Origin of the sequence: Cellulomonas sp. 73-92 (assembly GCF_001898175.1) — a bacterium.
In the GTDB taxonomy this organism is placed as follows: Bacteria; Actinomycetota; Actinomycetes; order Actinomycetales; family Cellulomonadaceae; genus Cellulomonas.
The window spans coordinates 85,101-106,303 of sequence record NZ_MKTH01000020.1; the positions used below are offsets into that span (position 1 = coordinate 85,101).

Below are 21,203 nucleotides of genomic sequence, written 5' to 3' on the forward strand. Positions count from 1 at the left end.
CATGTCTCGTTCCACCCGCATCAAGGTGGCGGCCGCGGTCGCCGTCGCGGCGCTGAGCCTCGCCGCGTGCTCCTCCGGCGGTGGCTCGCCGGCGTCCACCGCCGGCGCCGGCACCGCCGGGGCCGCCAACCCGACCACCCTGACGTTCTGGCACTACGAGGGCGACGACTCGGCCATGGCGCAGTCCTGGAACGCCGCGATCAAGGAGTTCGAGGCGGCCAACCCGGGCGTCACCGTCAAGGTCGAGAAGCAGACGTTCGAGCAGCTGCAGAAGAACGCCAAGATCGTCCTCGCGGGCAACGACGTGCCCGACGTCATGGAGTACAACAAGGGCAACGCCACCGCCGGCCAGCTGGCCTCGCAGGGCCTGCTGACGGACCTGTCCGACGACGCCAAGACCTACGGCTGGGACACCAAGCTCCCGTCCTCCGTGCAGACGACGGCGAAGTACGACGACAACGGCCTCATGGGCTCCGGCAGCTGGTACGGCGTCCCGAGCTACGGCGAGTACGTCACCGTCTTCTACAACAAGGACATGTTCGCCAAGTACGGCATCGCCGTGCCGACGAGCCTGGCCGAGCTCGAGTCGGCCATGGGCACGTTCGTCAAGAACGGCGTCACGCCGCTGGCGGAGGCCGGCGCCGAGTACCCCCTGGGCCAGCTCTGGTACGAGCTGGTGCTCTCCGGCGCCGACCGCTCCTTCGTCGACAACTTCCAGCTGTTCAAGGGCGACGTCAGCTTCACCTCCGGCCCGCTCCTCGACGGCACGAACAAGCTCGCCGACTGGGTCGCCAAGGGCTACCTGTCCAAGGACTCGTCGGGCCTGAAGGCCGAGGACATGGGCACGGCCTTCATCGCCGGCAAGTACCCGATCATGGTCTCCGGCTCGTGGTGGTTCGGCCGCCTCAACAAGGAGGTCACCACCTTCAAGCTCGGCCAGTTCACGTTCCCGGGCAACACGCTCAACCCGGGCTCGTCGGGCAACCTGCTGGTCATCCCGAAGAACGCCAAGAACAAGGACCTCGCCGCCAAGTTCATCGACGCGACGCTCGGCAAGACCGCGCAGAACACGTCCGCGCAGCTCGGCGGCCTGCCGGTCGCCGGTGACTCGTCCGTCATCACCGACGAGAACACCAAGGTCCTGCAGCAGAACTTCGACTCGATCGTCAAGAACGACGGGCTCGCGTTCTACCCCGACTGGCCGGTCCCCGGGTTCTACGACCAGCTCGTCAGCTTCGGCCAGTCGATCGTCAACGGCTCCAAGAGCCCGACGGACGCGCTGGCGGCCCTCGGCCAGTACTACGACTCGGGTCGCAAGGACCTGACCGGCAAGTGACGTGAACCGCCGGGCCCCGCCACCACGGGGCCCGGCGGGTCCGCCACCCCCTCGTCCCGACCCACCACCCGGACTGGAGAGCCCATGTCGGCCCCGACCCGCGTCCTTCGCGCCGCCCGGCGGCGGCAGGCGGTGTACTGGCTCTACCTGCTGCCCGGCGTGCTGGCCCTCACGGCGGTCATCATCGTGCCGTTCGGCCTCAACATCTTCTACAGCCTGCACCGGTGGAAGGGCGGCCTGTCGCCCATGCACTGGTACGGGCTGGGCAACTACGCCGACCTGCTGCACGACTCGGCGTTCTGGGGCTCGTTCCGCAACTCGGTGTGGATGATCGTCGCGATGGTCGTCGTCCCGACGCTCATCGGGCTGGTCCTGGCGGCGGTGCTGTTCGACCACGTCGGCAAGAACGTGGGCAGCCGGACCGCCAGCCTGCTGCGCGCGACCTACTACCTGCCGCAGATCATGCCGGTGGCGGTCGCGGGCATCGTCTGGAACTGGATCTTCAACGCCGAGACGGGCGCGCTCAACACGTTCCTGCGCGACATCGGCATCACCAGCCCGCCGAACTGGCTCGGCAGCCCCGGCACGGCGCTGCCCGCGGTCATGCTCGTGCTCGTCTGGGTCCAGATCGGCTACCCGACGGTGATCTTCATGTCCGCCCTGCAGCGGGTGGACCCCGAGCTGTACGAGGCCGCCGAGCTCGACGGCGCCGGCTGGTTCCGGCGGTTCCAGGCGATCACCGTGCCGCAGATCCGGCCCGAGACCTACGTCATCACGCTGACGTGCACCATCGCCGCGCTCAAGGTCTTCGCGCCGATCTACGTGCTCACCCGGGGCGGGCCGGAGCTCTCGACGCTCGTGCCGTCCTACTACTCGTTCCTCAACTTCTTCGACAAGTCCAAGGTGGGCTACGGCGCCGCCGTCGCCACGGTGCTGACGCTCGTGATCGTGGCGGTCGCCACGGTCATCCAGGTGCTGCAGAACCGCGCCGCCCGCCGCGACGAGGAGGGCCTGTGATGGCCACGCTCACGCAGGCCCGCACGCGCCCGGTCGTGGCGCCGACGCGGACCCAGGACCGCCATCACCGCGGCGCGCTGCGCTGGGTGGTCCTGGCCGGGTGCGTCGTCGTCGCGCTCCTCATGCTGGCGCCGTTCGGCCTCATGGTGATGAACGCCTTCAAGTCGCCGGCCGACTACTCGACGCACGGTCCGCTGACGCTGCCGTCGTCGCTGTACTTCTCGGGGCTGGCGAAGTTCTGGAGCTACGTCGACTTCCCGGTCAAGCTGTGGAACTCGATCTGGAGCTCGGCGGCCGTCGCGGTGCTCGGCACGCTGCTGTCGCTGCTCACCGCGTTCGCCATCGGCGTCGGCAAGGTCAAGGGCCGGGTGTGGCTCGTCGCGGTGTTCCTGCTGGCCAACATGCTGCCGCAGGAGGTGCTTCTCTACCCGCTCTACACGATGGCCCAGAAGGTGGGGCTCAACAACAGCCCCTGGTCGATCGTCGTGATCTTCACGGTGATCCAGGCGGCGTTCGGCACGTACCTGCTGGCCTCCGTGCTCGGCACGTTCCCCAAGGCGCTGCTCGAGGCGGCGCAGCTCGACGGCGCGAACAGCTGGCGCGTGCTGTGGCGGGTGGTGTTCCCCATCGTGAGGCCCACGCTGTCGGTGCTCATGATCTTCTTCTTCATCTGGACGTGGAACGAGTTCTTCATCCCCCTGGTGATGCTCACCACGCCGGACTCGCAGACCGTGCCGATCGCACTGGCCTCCCTCCAGGGCGACCGCATGCTCGACGTGCCGACGCTCAACGCCGGCGCGCTCGTCTCGCTGGTCCCGACGCTCATGTTCTTCCTGTTCTTCCAGCGCACGCTGACCCGCGGGGTGACCGCGGGCGCCGTCAAGTAGCCCGAGAAGGATCCCCGCAGAGATGAAGTTCACGAACGGCTACTGGCTGGACCGCGACGGGTTCTCCGTGCTCCGCGCCGTCGAGGTCCGCGACGTGGTGGCCGACCCCGAGGCGGGCACGCTCACCGTGTACGCCGCCACGAAGCGGGTGCGCGGCCGGGGGGACACCCTCAACGCGCCCCTGCTCACCGTCACCTACTCCGCGCCGGCGCCCGGCGTGGTGCGGGTGCGCATCGCGCACTTCGACGGCGGCGTCGAGCGCCGGCCCCGGTTCACGGTCGCCGCGGTCCCCGGCTTCGTCCCGCAGGTGCGGGTGGACGACGAGACCGGCGAGCTGGTCGCGGGCGACCTCGTTCTGCGCGTGCGGCGGGGACCGGGGTGGCTCGTCGAGCTGCGCTCGGGCGGCCGGCTGCTCACCTCGTCGACCACGCGCTCGATCGGCGCGGCGACCGGGCCCGACGGCACCCACTACGTGCACGAGCAGCTGACGCTCGCCCCCGGCGAGCTGGTGTACGGGCTCGGCGAGCGGTTCGGCCCCGTGGTGAAGAACGGCCAGACGGTCGACATCTGGAACCTCGACGGCGGCACGTCGAGCGAGCAGGCGTACAAGAACGTGCCGTTCTACCTGACGTCGCGCGGGTACGGCGTGCTCGTCGACCACCCGGAGCAGGTGTCCTTCGAGATCGCCTCGGAGATGGTCGAGCGCACCCAGTTCTCGGTGCCCGGGCACGTGCTGGAGTACCTGGTCATCGACGGCCCGACCCCCAAGGACGTGCTGCGCCGGTACACCGCGCTGACCGGGCGGCCGGCGCGCGTGCCGGCGTGGTCGTTCGGGCTGTGGCTGTCGACGTCGTTCACCACCGAGTACGACGAGCGGACGGTCACCTCGTTCATCGACGGCATGGCCGAGCGTGACCTGCCGCTGTCGGTGTTCCACTTCGACTGCTTCTGGATGCGCGAGTTCCACTGGACGGACTTCGTGTGGGACCCGGCGACGTTCCCGGACCCCGCCGGGATGCTGGCCCGGCTCAAGGCCCGGGGCCTGCGCATCTGCGTGTGGATCAACCCGTACATCGCCCAGCGCTCGCGCCTCTTCGAGGAGGGCCGGGCCAAGGGCTACCTGCTGCGCACCACGGACGGCGGCGTGTGGCAGTCCGACCTCTGGCAGGCGGGCATGGGGCTGGTCGACTTCACCAACCCGGCGGCCTGCGACTGGTACGCCGGCGAGCTGAAGGTGCTGCTCGGGCAGGGCGTCGACTGCTTCAAGACCGACTTCGGCGAGCGCATCCCCACCGAGGGCGTCGCGTGGTTCGACGGCTCCGACCCGCAGCGGATGCACAACTACTACACGTACCTCTACAACCGCACGGTGTTCGACGTGCTGCGCGAGGAGCGCGGCGAGGGCGAGGCGGTCCTCTTCGCCCGGTCGGCGACGGTGGGCGGCCAGCAGTTCCCCGTCCACTGGGGCGGCGACAACGACTCGTCGCTCGCCTCGATGGCGGAGACGCTGCGCGGCGGGCTGGGCCTCGGGCTGTCCGGGTTCGGCTACTGGTCGCACGACATCGGCGGCTTCGAGGGCACGCCGGACCCGGTGGTGTTCAAGCGGTGGCTGCCGTTCGGGCTGCTGTCGTCGCACTCGCGGCTGCACGGCTCCGGCTCGGTGCGGGTGCCGTGGGCGTTCGACGACGAGGCGGTCGCCATCACCCGGCGCTACACGCACCTCAAGCACTCGCTCATGCCGTACCTCGGGCGGGTCGCCGAGGAGGCGCACACCGACGGCGTGCCGATGCTGCGCCACATGCTGCTGGAGTTCGCCGACGACCGCGCGGCGCTCACCGCCGACACCCAGTACCTGCTCGGCGACGGGCTGCTCGTCGCGCCGGTGTTCGACGCCGACGGCGAGGTCGACGTCTACGTGCCGGAGGGCACGTGGACGTCGCTGCTCGACGGCTCGACGCTCACCGGCCCGCGCTGGGTGCACCAGACGCACGCGACGGACTCGCTGCCGGTGCTCGTGCGACCCGGCACGGTGCTGCCGATCGGCGCGGTGACGTCCCGCCCGGACTACGACTGGGCCGACGGCGTCACGCTGACGGCGTTCGAGCTCGCGGACGGCGACCGGCGCGAGGTGGTGGTCCCCTCCTCGTCCGGCGGGGCCGCGACGACCTTCGTCGTGCGGCGCGACGGCGACGCCCTCGAGGCGACCGGCCCGTCCGACGTCGCCTGGCAGCTGCGGGCGGGCGACCGCACCGTGGCGGCCGCCGGGGGGGTCGCGCGGCTGACCCTCTGACCCGAGGCCTCACAGGATCGTTCCAGGCCGGCTTCGTCGAAGGCCCAGGTGGCGTCCGTAGCGTCTGCCGACGACGAACGACGTGACGGACGACGTGAGGACGACGAGGACGACATGGTCAGGCGGTGGAGGGCTGCTCGGCCCGTGGGAAGGGTGGTCGCCATCGTCGTGGCCGTCCTGGTGCTCGCGGGTGCCGGCACGGGGGTCTGGTGGTTCACCGGACGGGACAAGGCGAACGCGGCCTCGACGACCGGCGCCACGACGACCACGGTCGCCGCGAGCCTGACGACGCTGGAGAAGTCCGTCAGCGCCACCGGCACGCTCACGCCGACGGTGCAGCAGGCGGTCAGCTTCGCGGTCAGCGGCACGGTCACGGCGATCCCCGTCAAGGTGGGCGACACCGTGACGGTCGGCCAGACGCTGGCGACGGTGGACACGCTGCAGCTCAACGCGGACCTCCTCGCCGCCAAGGCGACGCTGGCGAGCGCGCAGGCGACGCTGTCCGACCTGCAGGCGACGAACACCGGCACCGCGGCCGCGACCGCCCAGATCGCCGCCGCGTCGGCGAAGGTCACGGTCGCGCAGGCGGCCGAGACGGCGGCGGAGGCGGCGATGGGCGACGCCACGCTCCTCGCGCCGGTCGCCGGGCTCGTGACGGCCGTGAACCTCCAGGTCGGCGACAAGGTGACCGGCACCGGATCGACCGGCACCGGCTCGACCGGCAACGTGCCCAGCTCGAGCTCGTCGTCCGGCTCGAACAGCTCGTCGGCCAGCGGCCAGTTCGAGATCGTCGGGACGGACGCCTACGACTCCAGCCTGTCGGTCAACGACTCGGACGTGGCGCTCATCAAGCCCGGCGACCAGGTCGAGATGACGTCCGACTCCGTCACCGGCACCGTGTTCGGGGTCGTCCGGACGGTCGGCCCGCTGTCGACCGCCACCGGCGTGGCGGCCTACCCCGTGGTGGTGGACGTCACCGGCGACACGAAGTCGCTGCACGACGGCATCTCCGTCACCGCGCGGATCATCTACGAGCGGCGCGCCAACGTGCTGACGATCCCGACGGCGGTGATCACGAAGGCCGCGAACGGCACGTCCACCGTGACGAAGGTGGCCTCCGACGGCACGACGTCGACCGTCACGGTCACCACCGGCGAGTCCTCCGGCACCGTCACCGAGATCACCGCCGGCCTGTCCGAGGGCGACCAGGTGCAGGTGACCACGTACGCGCGGACCTCCAGCGGCACCAGCACCGGCGGCACGAACCAGAACCAGCAGGGCTTCCCGGGCGGCTTCCCCGGCGGAGGCACCGGGTCGTTCCAGCTGCCCAACGGCACCACCGTCCAGCGCAACTCCAACGGCAGCTTCTCGGTCACGCAGGGCAAGGGCGGCAGCAATGGCTGACGGCACCGCGACGCGCGTGGCCGGCCGGGCAGCCGTGATCGAGGCGGCCGCACCCGTCATCGAGCTGGTCGGCGCCCGCAAGACCTACACCACGGGCAGCCTCGAGTTCGAGGCGCTGCGGGGGGTGGACCTGCGGATCGGGGCCGGCGAGTACGTCGCCGTCATGGGCCCGTCGGGATCCGGCAAGTCGACGCTCATGAATATCCTCGGCTGCCTGGACGTCCTGACGGAAGGCACCTACCGGCTCGCCGGCGAGGACGTCGAGGAGCTCGACGAGGTGGAGCTGGCGGCGATCCGCAACCGGCGCATCGGGTTCGTGTTCCAGCAGTTCCACCTGCTGCCCTCGCTGCCTGCGTGGCGCAACGTCGAGCTGCCGCTCATGTACGCCGGGGTGCGGGCCGTCGAGCGCCGGGAGCGGGCGATGCTCTCCCTCGAGCGCGTCGGCCTGGCGGACCGCACCGCCAACCGCCCGGGGGAGATGAGCGGTGGCCAGCAGCAGCGGGTCGCCGTGGCCCGCGCGCTGGTCACGGACCCCGCGCTGATCCTGGCCGACGAGCCGACGGGCAACCTCGACTCGTCGTCCACCGACGAGGTGCTCGGGTTGTTCGACGAGCTGCAGGCGCAGGGCCGCACGGTGGTGCTCATCACGCACGAGGCCGAGGTCGCGCACCACGCGCACCGCGTGGTGCACGTGCGCGACGGCCTGGTGACGGTCGACGAGCAGGTGGCGCGATGACCTGGAGCCAGACGCTGCACACCGCGTGGTCGGCGGTCCGCACCCACGTGATGCGGTCGTCGCTGACGGTGCTCGGCATCCTCATCGGCATCGCGGCGGTCATCCTCACCGTCGGCCTGGGGCTCGGCTCGCAGCGCGACGTCTCGGCGCGGATCGACTCGCTGGGGTCCAACCTGCTCATCGTCACGCCGGGCTCGTCGACCACCGGCGGCATCCGGGGCGGCTTCGGGTCCGCCACGACGCTGACCCGGGCCGACGCCGAGGCGCTGGCGTCGTCGACCAACGCCCCGGACGTCAAGGGCGTCGCCCCCGAGAAGTCGACGTCGCTGGAGATCCAGAACGGCTCGACGAACTGGACGACGACGGTCACCGGGACCACCGCGTCGTGGCTCTCGGTCCGCAACCGCACGCTGTCGTCCGGCAGCTTCATCACCGACCAGGACGACACCGCCCGCAACGCCGTCATCGTCCTGGGGTCCGACACCGCGACCGAGCTGTTCGGCACGACCAACGTCGTCGGCCAGTCGGTGACGATCTCGGACGTCCAGTTCCAGGTGGTCGGCGTCCTGGCCAGCGCGGGGTCCGCGAGCGGCACCAGCCTCGACGACCTCGCGGTCGTCCCGCTGTCGACCGAGGCCGAGACGCTCGTCGGCGGCTCCTCGCGCAGCTCGGTGAACCGGATCTACGTGGAGGCCGCCAGCACCGGCCAGCTCTCCGCGGCCTACCAGGAGGCGCAGAACACCCTCCTCAACCTCCACGGGATCTCGAGCGCGTCCAGCGCCGACTTCTCGATCGCCTCGCAGCAGTCGCTGGTGTCGACCGCGACCGCCGTGGCCAAGACGCTCACGGTGCTGCTCACCGGCATCGCGGCCCTCTCGCTGCTCGTCGGCGGCATCGGGGTGATGAACATCATGCTGGTGTCCGTCACGGAGCGGACCCGGGAGATCGGCCTGCGCAAGGCGCTCGGCGCCCCGCCGTGGGCGATCCGCCGGCAGTTCCTCGCCGAGGCCTCGATCCTCGGCCTGTCCGGCGGCGTGCTCGGTGCCGGGCTGGGCGTGCTCGCCGCGCGCACGCTGCCCACGCTCGTCGGTTCGACCATCGTCGTCTCGGGCGCCGCGATCGCCGCCTCCCTCGTCGTCGCCGTCGGCATCGGCCTGGTCTTCGGTGTCTACCCCGCCACGCGAGCCGCCCGGCTCGCCCCCATCGACGCGCTGCGCTCGGAGTGAGCGTGCTTCCCGACAGGAGAACCCCGGTGCCCACACTGTCCTCGCTGCGAACCGCCGCCCCGCTGGGTCTCGGCCTCGGCGTCGCCCTGCTGCTCGCCGGGTGCGGCGGGGGCACCGCCACACCCCAGGCCGCCGCCACGCAGCCCGCGGCCGGCGCCTCCGCCGCGCCGCGGCCCGCCGGCACGCCCGGCGCCGGCGGCGGCGGGGTCAGCGGCACGATCGCCTACGTCTCCGGCCAGCTCATGCAGGTGCAGGACACCTCGATGCAGACGGCCGTCGCGTGGACCGCCACGACGACGATCTCCAAGGAGACCGCCGGCACGCTCGCCGACGTCACGGCGGGGTCCTGCGTCGTCGCGACGAGCTTCGCGGTCGGCACCGGCGGGACGTCGACGGCGGCACCGACCGCCCAGCCGACGGTCGACCCCAACGCTCCGGCGACCCGGGTGGTCGTCACCCCACCGGTCAACGGCACGTGCCAGGCCGGGGCGCTGGGCGGCTTCGGCGGCGGGGCCTTCACCGGCCGGACCCCGGGCCAGGTGCCGACCGACCGGCCCACGGCGCGGCCGTCCGGCTCGGCCGGCGGGTTCGGCGCCGCGCGCGCCGCCGGCATCCACGTCGGGCTGGTCACCGGGGTGTCGGGCGACACCGTCTCGATCCAGACCACGGGGCAGAACGGCAGCACCGCCGGGACCACGACGTTCACGGTCGATGCGGCGACGACCTACACGACGACCGTGAAGGCGGACGCCAGCGCGATCGTCGTCGGCCAGTGCGCCGCCGCGTTCGGCCCGTCCGACGCGTCCGGCCAGGTGAACGCGACCTCGATCACGGTCTCGGCGCCGGTCAACGGCACGTGCTCGTCCTTCTCCGTCAACCGCGGGGGCACCGGCTTCGGCCGCACCGGCGGCACCCGGAACCGCAACGGCGGCACCGGCACGGGCACCAGCACCCAGGGTGGCTCGAATGCCTGACCGCTCCCGCCGGCGCCGGCGTCCCCGCTGGCGCCGCCCGCTCGCCATCGGCGTCGGCGTCGCCGTCGTGCTCGTGGCCGGCGGCGGCGGCGTCGCGTGGGCGCTGTCCGGCCGCACCGGCGAGCGCTGGACGACCGCCACCGTCGCGATGGGCTCCGTCCAGCAGACCGTCTCGGGCACCGGCACGGTGGCGTCGGCGTCGCGGCGCGACGTGGCGTTCCCGGTGGCGGGCACGGTCGCCACCGTCAAGGTGGGGCTGGGCGACACGGTGACGGCGGGCGAGGTGCTCGCGAGCCTCGACCCGACGTCGTTGCAGAACGCGCTCGACCAGGAGAGCACCACGCTCCAGCAGGCGCAGCAGCAGCTGTCCGACGACCTGCAGTCGCAGACGGCGAGCACGACGAGCAGCGCGAGCACGACGAGCGCGTCGTCCACGTCGTCCACGTCGTCCGCCACGTCGTCCGCCACGTCGTCGGCCGCCAGGAGCTCCACGCAGGCCTCCTCGTCCACCGGTACCTCTCCGGTGGTGACCAAGGCAACCCAGGACGTCGCGACCGCGCAGCAGGCGCTGCTGGCGGCCTACGGCGCCGCCCACGCCGCGCTCGGCGCCAGCACGCAGGCCCTGGCCGACGCGCAGGCCGCCTGCACCGGCGTCACCGGGCTGGACCCCGCGACGGTGACGGCCGACGGCAGCACGCCGTCGCCGTCGCCGTCGGACTCCGCCACCCCCACGCCGTCGCCGTCGGACTCCTCGACTTCCACGCCGTCGCCCTCGGACTCCTCGACCCCCACGCCGACGCCGACCTCGACCGGGTCGACGACGGTGGCGCAGGTCCAGGCGCTCATCGCCGCCTGCCAGGCCAAGCTGTCGTCCGCCTCCCAGGCGCAGGCCGACACGACGACGAAGCAGCAGGCCGTCAACGATGCCGCCACCGCGCTCGACCAGGCGGTCGCGGCGCTGCAGAAGGCGCTCGGCGGGTCCGGGACGAGCGGTGCGAGCGGCGCGGGTGCCGGGGCCACCGGGTCGACCGGCGCCGGGTCCACGGGCACCGGCTCCTCCGGAGCGGGGGGCACGCAGTCCACCGCGCCGGCGACGGGCTCGTCGTCGGCCGCGGCCACACAGAGCCGCTCGGGCTCGGCGTCGCTCGGCTCGTCGTCCGCCTCGCAGGGCAGGGTCGCGACCGCGGCCGACATCCTCTCCGACCAGGCGGCCATCGACGCGGCGCAGTCGCAGGTGGCGATGGCCACGCAGGAGCTGACCCTCGTCAACCTCACCTCGCCCATCGCCGGCACCGTCGGCGCCGTCTCCCTCTCCGTGGGCCAGCACGTGCAGGCGTCGTCGACGTCGGCCGTCATCACGGTGCTCGGCACCGACGGCTACGTCGTCGACCTCACCGTCCCGCTGACGTCGCTGGAGAAGGTGAAGGTGGGGCAGACCGCGACCGCGCTCGTGCCCAGCACCTCCACCCAGCTCACCGGGAAGGTCAGCAGCATCGGCGTGCTCAACGTGTCGTCCACCTCGACGCCGGAGTACGACCTCGTCGTCGCCCTGGACGCGACGAAGGACCGGCTGTTCGACGGCTCGTCCGCGCAGGTCGCCATCGCGGTCGCCGCCACCGGGCAGGTCGTCACGGTGCCGACCTCCGCCGTGCACGTCTCCGGTCAGAGCGCGACCGTGCAGGTCCTCGCGAACGGCCAGGTCAGCGACGTCACCGTGCAGCGCGGCGCCGTCGGCGCCCAGCTGACGGAGATCACGTCCGGCCTCACCGTCGGCCAGGTCGTGGTGCTGGCCGACCGGAACCAGCAGCTGCCGAGCAGCTCGACGAACCAGGGCTCGGGGCTGTCCGGCCTGACCAACCGGTCGACGACGCGCGTCGGGGTCGGCGGGAGCGGCGGCTTCGCGCCCGGAGGGGGGACGTTCCGCAACGGCGGCTGACGCTGACCGGTCAGGGACGGTGGCCCGTCGTCGAGCGCCGCACTCGCTTGCCGAGCGCCGTAGGAATTGCGGTGGCGCTCGGCGGACGACTGTGGCGCTCGGCGAACCATGTGGGGGGCGGCAGGTCGGGCGGCTCATGACCGCCGCCGGGGACGGGCAATAGGCTCACCCCGGCGCAGTCGCCTGGTCAGGAGGTCGCGATGTCGGAGCAGGGTGCCCCCCGGGCGCGGGTGCTCGTCGTCGGCGGGGGCGTGATGGGCGGCACGCTCGTCACCGCGCTGCTGGCGGCGGGCTGGTCGGCGCGTGACGTGGAGGTCATCGAGACCGACCCGGGCCGTGCCGAGGTCCTGCGCCGCACGTACGGGGTGGTGACGAGCGCGTCGGCCGCCGCCGCGGCGCCGCGTGCGGACATCGTCCTCGTCGCGGTGAAGCCGGACGTCGTCGGCGACGTGCTCGCCCAGGTGGGTCCGGTCCTGCGCCACGGCGCACCGGTGATCAGCGTCGCCGCGGGCGTCCCGCTGGCGTTCTACGAGGAGCGGCTGCCGCTGGGCACGCCGGTGGTGCGCGTCATGCCCAACACGCCCGCGGTCATCGGCAAGGGCGCCGCGGCGATCGCCGGCGGGACGGCGGCGACACCCGACCACCTCGCGCTGGCCGAGACGATCCTGGCGCCGACCGGGCTCGTCGTGCGCGTCGCGGAGAAGCACCTGGACGCGGTGACGGCGATCTCGGGCTCCGGCCCCGCGTACGCGTTCTACCTGGTCGACGCCATGGCCGAGGCCGGCGTGCTGCTCGGCCTGCCGCGCGACCTGGCGACGCGGCTCGCCGCGGCGACGGTGGAGGGCGCCGCGGCGCTCGTCACCAGCACGGGGGAGCACCCGGTGGTGCTGCGGGAGCGGGTCTCGTCCCCGGGCGGGACGACGGTCGCGGCGGTGGCCGAGCTCGACGCGCACGGCGTGCGGGCGGGCGTGGTCGCGGCCGCGCGCGCCGCGGCCGCCCGGTCGGCCGAGCTGGGCCGCCCCACGAAGCACTGATGAGCGGCGACCAGGCCTCGCGCCCGCCCGCGATGAGCGACGTGGCGGCGCTCGCGGGCGTGTCCCACCAGACGGTGTCGCGCGTGCTCAACGACCACCCGAGCGTGCTGCCCGCCACCCGGCAGCGCGTCCTCGACGCCATCGCCACGCTCGGCTACCGGCGCAACCTCGCGGCGCGCGCGCTGGTGACCCGGCGCACCGGCACCATCGGCGTGCTCGCCTCCGGCTCGGCGCTGTTCGGCCCGACGAGCACCCTCATCGCGATCGAGCGCGCGGCGCGCGACGCCGGCCTGTTCGTCTCGGTCGCGACCCTCCCGCAGTGGCGCGCCGGCGAGGTCGCCGGCGTGCTCGAGCACTTCATGACCGAGGGCGTCGACGGCGTCGTCGTCATCGCGGCGCACGACGAGGCCGTCGAGGCGGTCCAGGCGTTCGGCACCCCGGTTCCCGTGGTCATGGTGGGACCGGTCGGCCTGCCGGCGCCGCTGCGCTCGGTGGCCGTCGACCAGTACACCGGCGCCCGGCTGGCGGTGCGGCACCTGCTCGACCTCGGCCACCGGGACGTGACGCACCTGGCCGGACCGCTGGACTGGTTCGACGCGCGCCGGCGCATCGAGGGCTGGCACGACGAGCTGACGGCGGCCGGCGTCCTCGCCGGCGAGCCGATCCCCGGCGACTGGAGCGCCGACCGCGGCTATGCCGTCGGCCGCGAGCTGGTGGCGGGCGGCCTGCCGACGGCGGTGTTCGCCGCGAACGACCAGCTGGCCCTCGGGCTGCTGCGGGCGTTCGCCGAGGCCGGCGTGCGGGTGCCGGGCGACGTCTCCGTGGTCGGGTTCGACGACGTCGACGGGTCCGCCCAGTTCTTCCCGCCGCTGACGACGGTGCGCCAGGAGTTCACGGCCCTCGGCGAGCGCTGCATGGAGGTGCTGCTGGCCGCCATCGCGGGCGAGGAGGGCGCGTCGGCCGGGTTGATCGCCACGAGCGTCGTCGTCCGCGCGAGCAGCGGACCGCCGCGCGCCTGAGGCCGCGCCGCGCCGCCACCGGCGTGGGCCGGAGGTCATGGACGGCATCCCATGTGATCGCTAACATCGGGGGAGCGCCCACCACGGGCGCGGGGCGCCCGGCGGTGCCCGAGCAGAGCGTGAAGGAGCGACCGATGACGGTCGAGGCCGGCGGGCCGGTGGCCCGCACGTCGCTGGGCATCGAGCTCGGTTCGACGCGGATCAAGGCGTGCCTGGTCGGGCCCGACCACGAGGTCGTCGCCACCGGGAGCCACGACTGGGAGAACCGCCTGGTCGACGGCGTGTGGACGTACTCGCTGGACGCGGTGTGGACCGGCCTGCGCGGCGCCGTCGCCGCGGTGCTGGCCGACTGCGAGCGCCGCGGCGTCGACCCGGCGGGGATCGGCGCCCTCGGCGTCTCGGCGATGATGCACGGCTACCTGGCCTTCGACGCCGCCGGCGAGCTGCTGGTGCCCTTCCGGACGTGGCGCAACACGTCGACCGGCCGCGCCGCGGCCGAGCTGAGCGAGCGCTTCGGCTTCAACGTGCCGCTGCGCTGGTCGATCGCGCACTACCGCCAGGCCATCCTGGACGGCGAGCCGCACGTGCCGGCCGTGGCGTTCCTGACGACGCTGGCCGGCTACGTCCACTGGCGGCTGACCGGCCGCACCGTGCTCGGCGTCGGCGACGCCTCGGGGATGTTCCCGATCGACCCGGCGACCGGCACCTACGACGCGGGCATGCTGGCGACGTTCGACGCCCTGTCCGGGCGGCCGACGCCGCTCGTCGACCTGCTGCCGCAGGTGCTGGGCGCGGGCGTGCCGGCGGGCGTGCTGACCGACGAGGGTGCCGCGCTCCTCGACCCGACCGGCGCGCTGCGAGCCGGTGTGCCGCTGTGCCCGCCCGAGGGCGACGCCGGCACCGGCATGGTGGCCACGAACTCGGTGGCGCCGCGCACCGGCAACGTGTCGGCCGGCACCTCGATCTTCGCGATGGTCGTCCTCGAGCGGCCGCTGGCCAGCCTGCACCACGAGATCGACGTCGTGACGACGCCCGCCGGCGACCCGGTGGCGATGGTGCACTGCAACAACGGCGCGAGCGAGGTCGACGCCTGGGCGGGCCTGTTCGGCGAGTTCGCGCGGGCGCTCGGTCACGACGCGGCGCCCGACGAGGTGTTCGGCGCCCTGTTCCGGGCGGCCCTGGACGGCGAGCCCGACGGCGGCGGCCTGCTGGCGTACAACTACCTGGCCGGCGAGCCCATCACCGGGCTCGAGGCGGGCCGCCCGCTGGTGGTCCGGACGCCCGGCAGCACGCCCAGCCTGGCCAACTTCATGCGGGCGCAGCTGTACGGCATGTTCGGCACGCTGAGCCTGGGCATGGAGGTGCTCGCCCGCGAGGGCGTGGCGCTGGACGCGATGTTCGCCCACGGCGGGGTCTTCCGGACCGCGGGCGTCGCCCAGCGCTTCCTCGCGGCGGCGATCGGCGCGCCCGTGGCGGTCGGCGCGACGGCCGGCGAGGGCGGCGCGTGGGGCATGGCGGTCCTGGCCGCCTACCTGCACGCGCACGACGAGCTGCCGCTGGGGGAGTACCTGGCGGCGCGCGTCTTCGCCGGGGCGCCGACCACCGTGGTCGAGCCCGATCCGGCCGACGTGGCCGGCTACGCCGCGTTCCTCGACCGCTACCGCGCCGGCATGGCCGTCGAGCGCGCCGCGACCGAGGCCGTCTGACCCACCGCACGACCCGATCCGACCCGCACCACCCGACCGCACCGCCCTGGGGGCCCACCCGATGACGCTGTCCCGCTACGCCGACGAGGTCCGCACCGAGGTCGCGCTCGCGCGCGACGTCGTGGCGCGCCTGCACGCCGAGCTCCCTCGCTGGGGGCTCGTCGTCTGGACCGCCGGCAACGTCTCGCAGCGCGTGCGGGTCCCCGCCGCGCTCGGCGGTGCCGACGACGGCAGCGCCGACCTCCTCGTCATCAAGCCGTCCGGTGTGACGTACGACGAGCTGAGCCCCGAGTCGATGGTCGTGTGCGACCTCGACGCGCGGCTCGTCGACGGCGACCGGTCGCCCTCGTCGGACACCGCGGCGCACGCGTACGTGTACCGGCACATGCCGGCCGTCGGCGGCGTGGTGCACACGCACTCGACCTATGCCACGGCGTGGGCCGCCCGGGGCGAGCCGGTGCCGTGCGTCCTGACGATGATGGCCGACGAGTTCGGCGGCCCCGTCCCGATCGGGCCGTTCGCCCTCATCGGGGACGACTCCATCGGCCGCGGCATCGTCGAGACGCTCGCCGGCGGCCGCAGCCGAGCGGTCCTCATGCGCAACCACGGCCCGTTCACCATCGGCCGCGACGCCCAGGACGCCGTCAAGGCGGCCGTCATGGTCGAGGAGGTCGCCCGGACCGTCCACATCAGCCGGCAGCTGGGCGAGCCGACCCCGATCGACCCGTCGCAGGTCGACGCCCTGTACGAGCGCTACCAGTACGTCTACGGCCAGGGCGGCGCCTCGCGCACCCCCCTGACCGAGGCGATCTGACCCACCAACCGCACCCAAGGAGCAGCACCACGATGAGCAAGCCGTACGCCGACCGCGAGGTCTGGTTCCTCACCGGCAGCCAGGACCTCTACGGCGAGGAGACCCTGCGCCAGGTCGCCGAGCAGTCGCAGGAGGTCGCGCGCCTGCTCGACGCCTCCGACGCGGTCCCGGCGCACGTCGTCTGGAAGCCCGTCCTCAAGGACTCCGCGTCCATCCGCCGCGCGATGCTCGAGGCCAACGGCCGCGACGACGTGCTCGGCGTCATCACGTGGATGCACACGTTCAGCCCCGCGAAGATGTGGATCGCCGGCCTGGACGCCCTGGCCAAGCCGCTGCTGCACCTGCACACGCAGGCGAACGTCGAGCTGCCGTGGGACACCATCGACTTCGACTTCATGAACCTCAACCAGGCGGCGCACGGCGACCGTGAGTACGCGTACTCCCTCACGCGCCTGGGCGTCTCCCGGGCCACGGTCGTCGGCCACGCGTCCAACCCGGCGGTCGCCGCCCGGGTCGGCGCGTGGGTGCGTGCCGCGGCCGGCTGGGCCGCGACGCACGAGCTGAGGCTCGTCCGGTTCGGCGACAACATGCGCAACGTCGCGGTCACCGAGGGCGACAAGACCGAGGCGGAGCACGTCTTCGGCGTCAGCGTCAACACGTGGGGCGTCAACGACCTGGTCGCAGCGATCGCGGCGGTGTCCGACGAGGACGTCGACGCGCTCGTCGCCGAGTACGAGGCGGCGTACGACGTGGTGCCCGAGCTGCGCAAGGGCGCCGCCCGGCACGACTCGCTGCGCTACGCCGCCCGGCAGGAGATCGCGCTGCGCGGGTTCCTCGCCGAGCGGGGTGCCACCGCGTTCACGACGAACTTCGAGGACCTCGGTGAGCTGGAGCAGCTGCCGGGCCTGGCGGTGCAGCGGCTCATGGCCGACGGCTTCGGCTTCGGCGCCGAGGGCGACTGGAAGACCGCGGTGCTGGTCCGCGCCGCCAAGGTGATGGGGGCCGGCCTGCCTGGCGGCGCCTCCCTCATGGAGGACTACACCTACGACCTGACGCCGGGCGCCGAGGTGATCCTCGGCGCGCACATGCTCGAGATCTGCCCCTCGCTGACCACCTCGCGCCCGCGCGTGGAGATCCACCCGCTGGGCATCGGCGGCAAGGACGACCCGGTGCGGATGGTCTTCGACGCCGACCCCGGCGTCGGCGTCGTCGTCTCGCTGGCCGACATGCGCGACCGCTTCCGCCTGACCGCCAACGTCGTCGACCTCGTCGAGCACCCCGACCTGCCGCACCTGCCCGTGGCCCGCGCCGTGTGGAAGCCGCGCCCGGACTTCACGACGAGCGCGGAGGCGTGGCTGACCGCGGGCGCCGCCCACCACACCGTGATGACCACCAACGTGCCGGTCGACACGTGGGAGATGTTCGCCGACATGGCCCGCACCGAGCTGCTCGTCATCGACGAGACCACCACCCGCCGCGGGTTCAAGGACCAGGTCCGCGCCAACCAGGCCTACTTCCGGCTCGCCCGCGGCCTGTAGCTCACCCCGGGATCGCCAGGTCACGCCGCCGGAAGGCGGCGAACCCGAGGGCGCCGAGTGCGAGCGCCGCCGCGCCCAGCCACAGCAAGGGCGCGGCGGCGAACGGCTCGGCCGGCACGGCCGGCACGTGCGTGAACGGGGACACGTCGAGCAGCCACTGCGGCAGCTCGAGGATCTCGCCCAGCTGGCCCATGACCAGGGCGGCGGCGAGGGCGAACCACGCCACCGGGCTGGTCCACCGGGGCAGCAGGCCGAACACGGCGACGACGAGGCCGGCCAGCGCGAGCGCGGCGGGCACCTGGACCGCGGCGGCACCGAGGATCCCGGACGCGCCGGACCAGTCGTCGGTCAGGGCGCCGTACGCCAGGCCGCCGACGAGGCCAGACGAGCCGAGCACCAGCGCCGTCCCGGCCCCGACGACGAGGACGTGGCTGGTGAGCCAGCACGCGCGCCCGACGGCGGTGGCCAGCACGGGTTCCAGCCGGCCCTCCTGCTCCTCGGCCCGCATCCGCAGCAGCGCCTGCACGGTGTACCCGGTGCCCGCCACCCCGAGGAAGGCCATGAGGAACGCCTGGTAGAGGTCGAGCGGCGCCGCGCCCGGCGCGATGGTCTCGAGCATCGCCCGCATCGCGTCGTTCCCGGCGACGTAGTCCGCGAAGGTGCGGCCCACCGAGCCGAAGGCCGCGCCCATCGTCGCCATCGCGGCCACCCAGACGAGCAGGACGCCGCGCTGCAGCCGCCACGTCATGCCGGTCGTCGACAGCAGGCCGGCGGGCGCCCGCGCCGGTCCGTGCGGGGCTCCCACCATGCCGGTGCCGAGGTCGCGTCGCCCGCGCAGCGCCGCCGCCACCAGGACGAGGAGCAGCGTCGTGCCGGCGAAGAGCCCGGCGATCCACCACCGGTCCAGGAAGTACGGGCGCACCTGCTGCCCCCAGCCGAGCGGCGACAGCCAGGAGGGCCAGGCGCTGACGACGGACAGGCCGCCGGGCGCGACGTGCCCGGTGAGGTCGCCGATCGCCCGCAGCACGAAGGCCGCCCCGAGCGCGCCGGCGGCCGCACCGTTCGCGCCGCGCGACGTGCCGAACACCTGCGACGCGACCGCGGCGATGCCGGCGAACACCCACCCGGCGCCCGCGACGGCCATCCCGCCGGCCCACGCCCCGGTCCACCCGACCCCGGTCGCGCCGACCGCCAGGGCCACGCCGACGCCGACGGCGACGCACGCGGTCAGCGCCACCACGACCGCGGCGGCGAGCGGTGCGCGCCGGCCGACGACGGCGGAGCCGACGAGCTCGGCTCGGCCGGTCTCCTCGTCCCGCCGGGAGTGCCGCACGACCGCCTGGGCCGCCATGAGCGCGGTGAGGATGCCGAGGATCTTGTAGCCGTCGTTCATCGACATCGCCCCGACGGACGGCCCGGACGCCGGCCCGTCGAACACGCGGGACAGGGGGTTGGACGCCACGAGGGCCGCCGCCGCGATGCGGTCGGCCTCGGTCTGCGTCAGCGAGACGTAGCTCTGCACGGTGCCCCAGGCGAGCCCGGCGATGGCCACGACCCACACCACCAGGACGATGCGGTCGCGCCGCAGCGCCAGCCGGACCAGCCGCCAGGTCGCGGTCATCGCGTCACCGCCGGTTCCCGCTCGCCGTCGAGGCGGGCGAGCGCGTCGCCGTAGTGGCGCAGGAACAGCTCCTCGAGCGTCGGCGGCGCGCTGGTGAGGGTGACGACGCCGTGGGCGGCGATCCGCTCGATCACGCCGCCCAGGTCGTCGGCGCCGACCTCGAGCCGGGCGGTGCGGTCGGACACCTCGGCCCCGAACACCCCGGGCCAGGCCTCCGGCCGGTCCAGCGGCACGCGCGTCGTCACGTGCAGCGTGGTGCGGGTGAGGTGGCGCAGCGCGGCCAGGCTGCCGGTCTCGACGATCCGGCCGGCGCGGATGATCGACACGGCGTCGCAGAGGGCCTCCGCCTCGGCCAGGATGTGGCTGGAGAGCAGCACGGTGCCGCCGGCCGCCGTGATCTCGCGGACGACGTCGCGGAACACGGCCTCCATGAGCGGGTCGAGGCCGCTCGTCGGCTCGTCGAGCAGGAAGAGCTCGACGTCGGCCGCCAGGCCGGCGACGATCGCGACCTTCTGCCGGTTGCCCTTCGAGTACGACGAGCACCGCTTGGTCGGGTCGAGCGCGAAGCGGTCGACGAGCTCGTCGCGCCGGGCCCGGTCGACCGAGCCGCGCAGCGCGCACAGCAGGTCGATCGCCTCGCCGCCGGAGAGCGTCGGCCACAGCGCGACGTCGCCGGGGACGTAGGCGAGGCGGCGGTGCAGCGTCACGGCGTCCCGCCACGGGTCGGCGCCGAGCACGGTCGCCTTCCCGCCGTCGGCCCGCAGCAGGCCGAGCAGGAGCCGGATCGTCGTGGACTTGCCGGCGCCGTTGGGGCCCAGGAAGCCGTGCACCTGGCCCCGCTCGACGACGAGGTCGAGCCCGTCGAGCGCGACGGTGCGACCGAACGACTTGGTGAGACCCCGGGTCTCGATGGCCTGGTCCATGACCGCCCCCTGATGTGAGAGTCACTATCAGTTGACCGTAGGTCGCAGTATGGCCAGAAGTCAATAGTTGCTGTCAACTGAGAGCAACAGTCTTTCGGGGTTAGGATGTCCTCATGCCTGGGGGCCTGCGGGAGCGCAAGCGTGCCGCCGCGATGCTGCGGATCCAGTCGGTCGCGGTCGGCCTCTTCGAGGAGCGCGGCTTCGACGCCGTGACCATCGACGAGATCGCCGAGGCGTCCGAGGTGTCGGCGAGCTCGGTGTACCGCTACTTCGGCACCAAGGAGCACGTGCTCCTCTGGGACGGCTCGGAGCGGCTGCTGCGCGGGCTCGCCGCCGAGGCGATGACGGACCCGGTGCCGCTGGCCGGCCTGCGCCGCGTCGTGCTGCGCGCGCTCGACGGCTTCCCGCCCGCCGACGAGCAGTTCCTCGTGCGCCGGCTCCGCATCGCCGGCACCACGCCGGCCCTCGAGCAGGCGACCGTGGCGTACACGTACTCGGCCGCGCGTGTCCTCGAGGTGGTCCTCGCCCGGCAGCTGCGCCGCCCCGTCGAGGACCTCGACGTCCAGGTGTTCGCCCACGCGCTCGCGGGCGCGCTCCTGGGGATGTTCCACCACTGGCAGGGCACCGGCTTCGCCGAACCCCTGCGCGACGTGGTCAAGCGCGTCTTCGAGCTGTTCTCCGAGGGCCTCGACATCGTCACGCTGCCCGCACCAGCCCCGGCTCGCTGACCAGCCCCATCACT

Annotated in this window: 17 protein-coding genes; 15 read left to right on the plus strand and 2 right to left on the minus strand. The window is 73.4% G+C overall.

All coding sequences use genetic code 11. The features are described from left to right. Position 1 precedes the first annotated feature (1 nt). The 14 genes from BGO37_RS14920 to araA all read left to right on the plus strand — a co-directional run bounded on the left by BGO37_RS14920 (position 2) and on the right by araA (position 17,917). Positions 2-1,336 (plus strand): ABC transporter substrate-binding protein, encoded by a 1,335-nt coding sequence (locus BGO37_RS14920; RefSeq protein WP_291756130.1) that lies wholly within the window; start codon positions 2-4, stop codon positions 1,334-1,336. An 84-nt stretch (positions 1,337-1,420) separates the two neighbouring features. Continuing rightward, positions 1,421-2,353 carry a carbohydrate ABC transporter permease gene (locus BGO37_RS14925; protein ID WP_291756131.1) on the plus strand — a complete coding sequence of 311 codons (933 nt, stop codon included), beginning with the start codon at positions 1,421-1,423 and terminating at the stop codon, positions 2,351-2,353. Beyond that, the gene (locus BGO37_RS14930) at positions 2,353-3,240 is read left to right on the plus strand and encodes a carbohydrate ABC transporter permease (RefSeq protein WP_291756132.1); all 888 of its coding nucleotides are present in this window, start codon (positions 2,353-2,355) and stop codon (positions 3,238-3,240) included. Before BGO37_RS14925 ends, BGO37_RS14930 begins: the two co-directional genes overlap by 1 nt. Before the next feature lie 22 nt (positions 3,241-3,262). Then, positions 3,263-5,530: an alpha-xylosidase gene (gene yicI / locus BGO37_RS14935; RefSeq protein WP_291756133.1), complete on the plus strand. Its 2,268-nt coding sequence runs from the start codon at positions 3,263-3,265 to the stop codon at positions 5,528-5,530. 153 nt (positions 5,531-5,683) lie between these two features. Further along, positions 5,684-6,934 carry an efflux RND transporter periplasmic adaptor subunit gene (locus tag BGO37_RS14940; RefSeq protein ID WP_291756134.1) on the plus strand — a complete coding sequence of 417 codons (1,251 nt, stop codon included), beginning with the start codon at positions 5,684-5,686 and terminating at the stop codon, positions 6,932-6,934. Beyond that, the gene (locus tag BGO37_RS14945; protein ID WP_291756135.1) at positions 6,927-7,670 is read left to right on the plus strand and encodes an ABC transporter ATP-binding protein; all 744 of its coding nucleotides are present in this window, start codon (positions 6,927-6,929) and stop codon (positions 7,668-7,670) included. Before BGO37_RS14940 ends, BGO37_RS14945 begins: the two co-directional genes overlap by 8 nt. Continuing rightward, positions 7,667-8,896 carry an ABC transporter permease gene (locus tag BGO37_RS14950; protein ID WP_291756137.1) on the plus strand — a complete coding sequence of 410 codons (1,230 nt, stop codon included), beginning with the start codon at positions 7,667-7,669 and terminating at the stop codon, positions 8,894-8,896. Before BGO37_RS14945 ends, BGO37_RS14950 begins: the two co-directional genes overlap by 4 nt. 26 nt (positions 8,897-8,922) lie before the next feature. Further along, a complete protein-coding gene (locus BGO37_RS14955) occupies positions 8,923-9,870 on the plus strand; it encodes a hypothetical protein (protein ID WP_291756139.1) in 948 nt (315 codons plus the stop codon). Further along, positions 9,863-11,806 carry an HlyD family efflux transporter periplasmic adaptor subunit gene (locus BGO37_RS14960; RefSeq protein WP_291756141.1) on the plus strand — a complete coding sequence of 648 codons (1,944 nt, stop codon included), beginning with the start codon at positions 9,863-9,865 and terminating at the stop codon, positions 11,804-11,806. Before BGO37_RS14955 ends, BGO37_RS14960 begins: the two co-directional genes overlap by 8 nt. A gap of 200 nt (positions 11,807-12,006) precedes the next feature. Continuing rightward, the gene (gene proC, locus BGO37_RS14965; protein ID WP_291756143.1) at positions 12,007-12,840 is read left to right on the plus strand and encodes a pyrroline-5-carboxylate reductase; all 834 of its coding nucleotides are present in this window, start codon (positions 12,007-12,009) and stop codon (positions 12,838-12,840) included. Further along, positions 12,840-13,859, plus strand: a complete 1,020-nt coding sequence (locus BGO37_RS14970) for a LacI family DNA-binding transcriptional regulator (RefSeq protein WP_291756145.1) — start codon at positions 12,840-12,842, stop codon at positions 13,857-13,859. The genes proC and BGO37_RS14970 overlap by 1 nt, the downstream gene beginning before the upstream one ends. Positions 13,860-13,993: 134 nt before the next feature. After that, entirely contained in the window at positions 13,994-15,565 is a 1,572-nt protein-coding gene (locus BGO37_RS14975) for a xylulokinase (RefSeq protein ID WP_291756148.1), read from the plus strand. A 61-nt stretch (positions 15,566-15,626) separates the two neighbouring features. Further along, positions 15,627-16,379 (plus strand): L-ribulose-5-phosphate 4-epimerase, encoded by a 753-nt coding sequence (locus tag BGO37_RS14980; RefSeq protein WP_291756150.1) that lies wholly within the window; start codon positions 15,627-15,629, stop codon positions 16,377-16,379. Positions 16,380-16,411: 32 nt separating this feature from the next. Then, positions 16,412-17,917 (plus strand): L-arabinose isomerase, encoded by a 1,506-nt coding sequence (gene araA / locus BGO37_RS14985; RefSeq protein WP_291756152.1) that lies wholly within the window; start codon positions 16,412-16,414, stop codon positions 17,915-17,917. Position 17,918: 1 nt separating this feature from the next. On the opposite strand, the gene BGO37_RS14990 is transcribed toward araA, so the two are convergent. Next, complete coding sequence (locus BGO37_RS14990) at positions 17,919-19,538, minus strand: hypothetical protein (RefSeq protein ID WP_291756153.1); 1,620 nt, start codon at positions 19,536-19,538, stop codon at positions 17,919-17,921. Next, entirely contained in the window at positions 19,535-20,461 is a 927-nt protein-coding gene (locus BGO37_RS14995; protein ID WP_291756155.1) for an ABC transporter ATP-binding protein, read from the minus strand. Before BGO37_RS14995 ends, BGO37_RS14990 begins: the two co-directional genes overlap by 4 nt. A gap of 113 nt (positions 20,462-20,574) precedes the next feature. On the opposite strand from BGO37_RS14995, the gene BGO37_RS15000 reads away from it, so the two are divergent. Then, positions 20,575-21,189 carry a TetR family transcriptional regulator gene (locus BGO37_RS15000; RefSeq protein ID WP_291756157.1) on the plus strand — a complete coding sequence of 205 codons (615 nt, stop codon included), beginning with the start codon at positions 20,575-20,577 and terminating at the stop codon, positions 21,187-21,189. Positions 21,190-21,203 lie beyond the last annotated feature (14 nt).

Excerpts from the sequence above, each read along its gene's own strand:
- BGO37_RS14920 (WP_291756130.1), top strand. The coding sequence starts at position 2 with ATGTCTCGTTCCACCCGCATCAAGGTGGCGGCCGCGGTCGCCGTCGCG.
- BGO37_RS14925 (WP_291756131.1), top strand. The coding sequence starts at position 1,421 with ATGTCGGCCCCGACCCGCGTCCTTCGCGCCGCCCGGCGGCGGCAGGCG.
- BGO37_RS14930 (WP_291756132.1), top strand. The coding sequence starts at position 2,353 with ATGGCCACGCTCACGCAGGCCCGCACGCGCCCGGTCGTGGCGCCGACG.
- yicI (WP_291756133.1), top strand. The coding sequence starts at position 3,263 with ATGAAGTTCACGAACGGCTACTGGCTGGACCGCGACGGGTTCTCCGTG.
- BGO37_RS14945 (WP_291756135.1), top strand. The coding sequence starts at position 6,927 with ATGGCTGACGGCACCGCGACGCGCGTGGCCGGCCGGGCAGCCGTGATC.
- BGO37_RS14950 (WP_291756137.1), top strand. The coding sequence starts at position 7,667 with ATGACCTGGAGCCAGACGCTGCACACCGCGTGGTCGGCGGTCCGCACC.
- BGO37_RS14960 (WP_291756141.1), top strand. The coding sequence starts at position 9,863 with ATGCCTGACCGCTCCCGCCGGCGCCGGCGTCCCCGCTGGCGCCGCCCG.
- proC (WP_291756143.1), top strand. The coding sequence starts at position 12,007 with ATGTCGGAGCAGGGTGCCCCCCGGGCGCGGGTGCTCGTCGTCGGCGGG.
- BGO37_RS14970 (WP_291756145.1), top strand. The coding sequence starts at position 12,840 with ATGAGCGGCGACCAGGCCTCGCGCCCGCCCGCGATGAGCGACGTGGCG.
- BGO37_RS14975 (WP_291756148.1), top strand. The coding sequence starts at position 13,994 with ATGACGGTCGAGGCCGGCGGGCCGGTGGCCCGCACGTCGCTGGGCATC.
- BGO37_RS14980 (WP_291756150.1), top strand. The coding sequence starts at position 15,627 with ATGACGCTGTCCCGCTACGCCGACGAGGTCCGCACCGAGGTCGCGCTC.
- araA (WP_291756152.1), top strand. The coding sequence starts at position 16,412 with ATGAGCAAGCCGTACGCCGACCGCGAGGTCTGGTTCCTCACCGGCAGC.
- BGO37_RS14990 (WP_291756153.1), bottom strand. The coding sequence starts at position 19,538 with ATGACCGCGACCTGGCGGCTGGTCCGGCTGGCGCTGCGGCGCGACCGC.
- BGO37_RS14995 (WP_291756155.1), bottom strand. The coding sequence starts at position 20,461 with ATGGACCAGGCCATCGAGACCCGGGGTCTCACCAAGTCGTTCGGTCGC.
- BGO37_RS15000 (WP_291756157.1), top strand. The coding sequence starts at position 20,575 with ATGCCTGGGGGCCTGCGGGAGCGCAAGCGTGCCGCCGCGATGCTGCGG.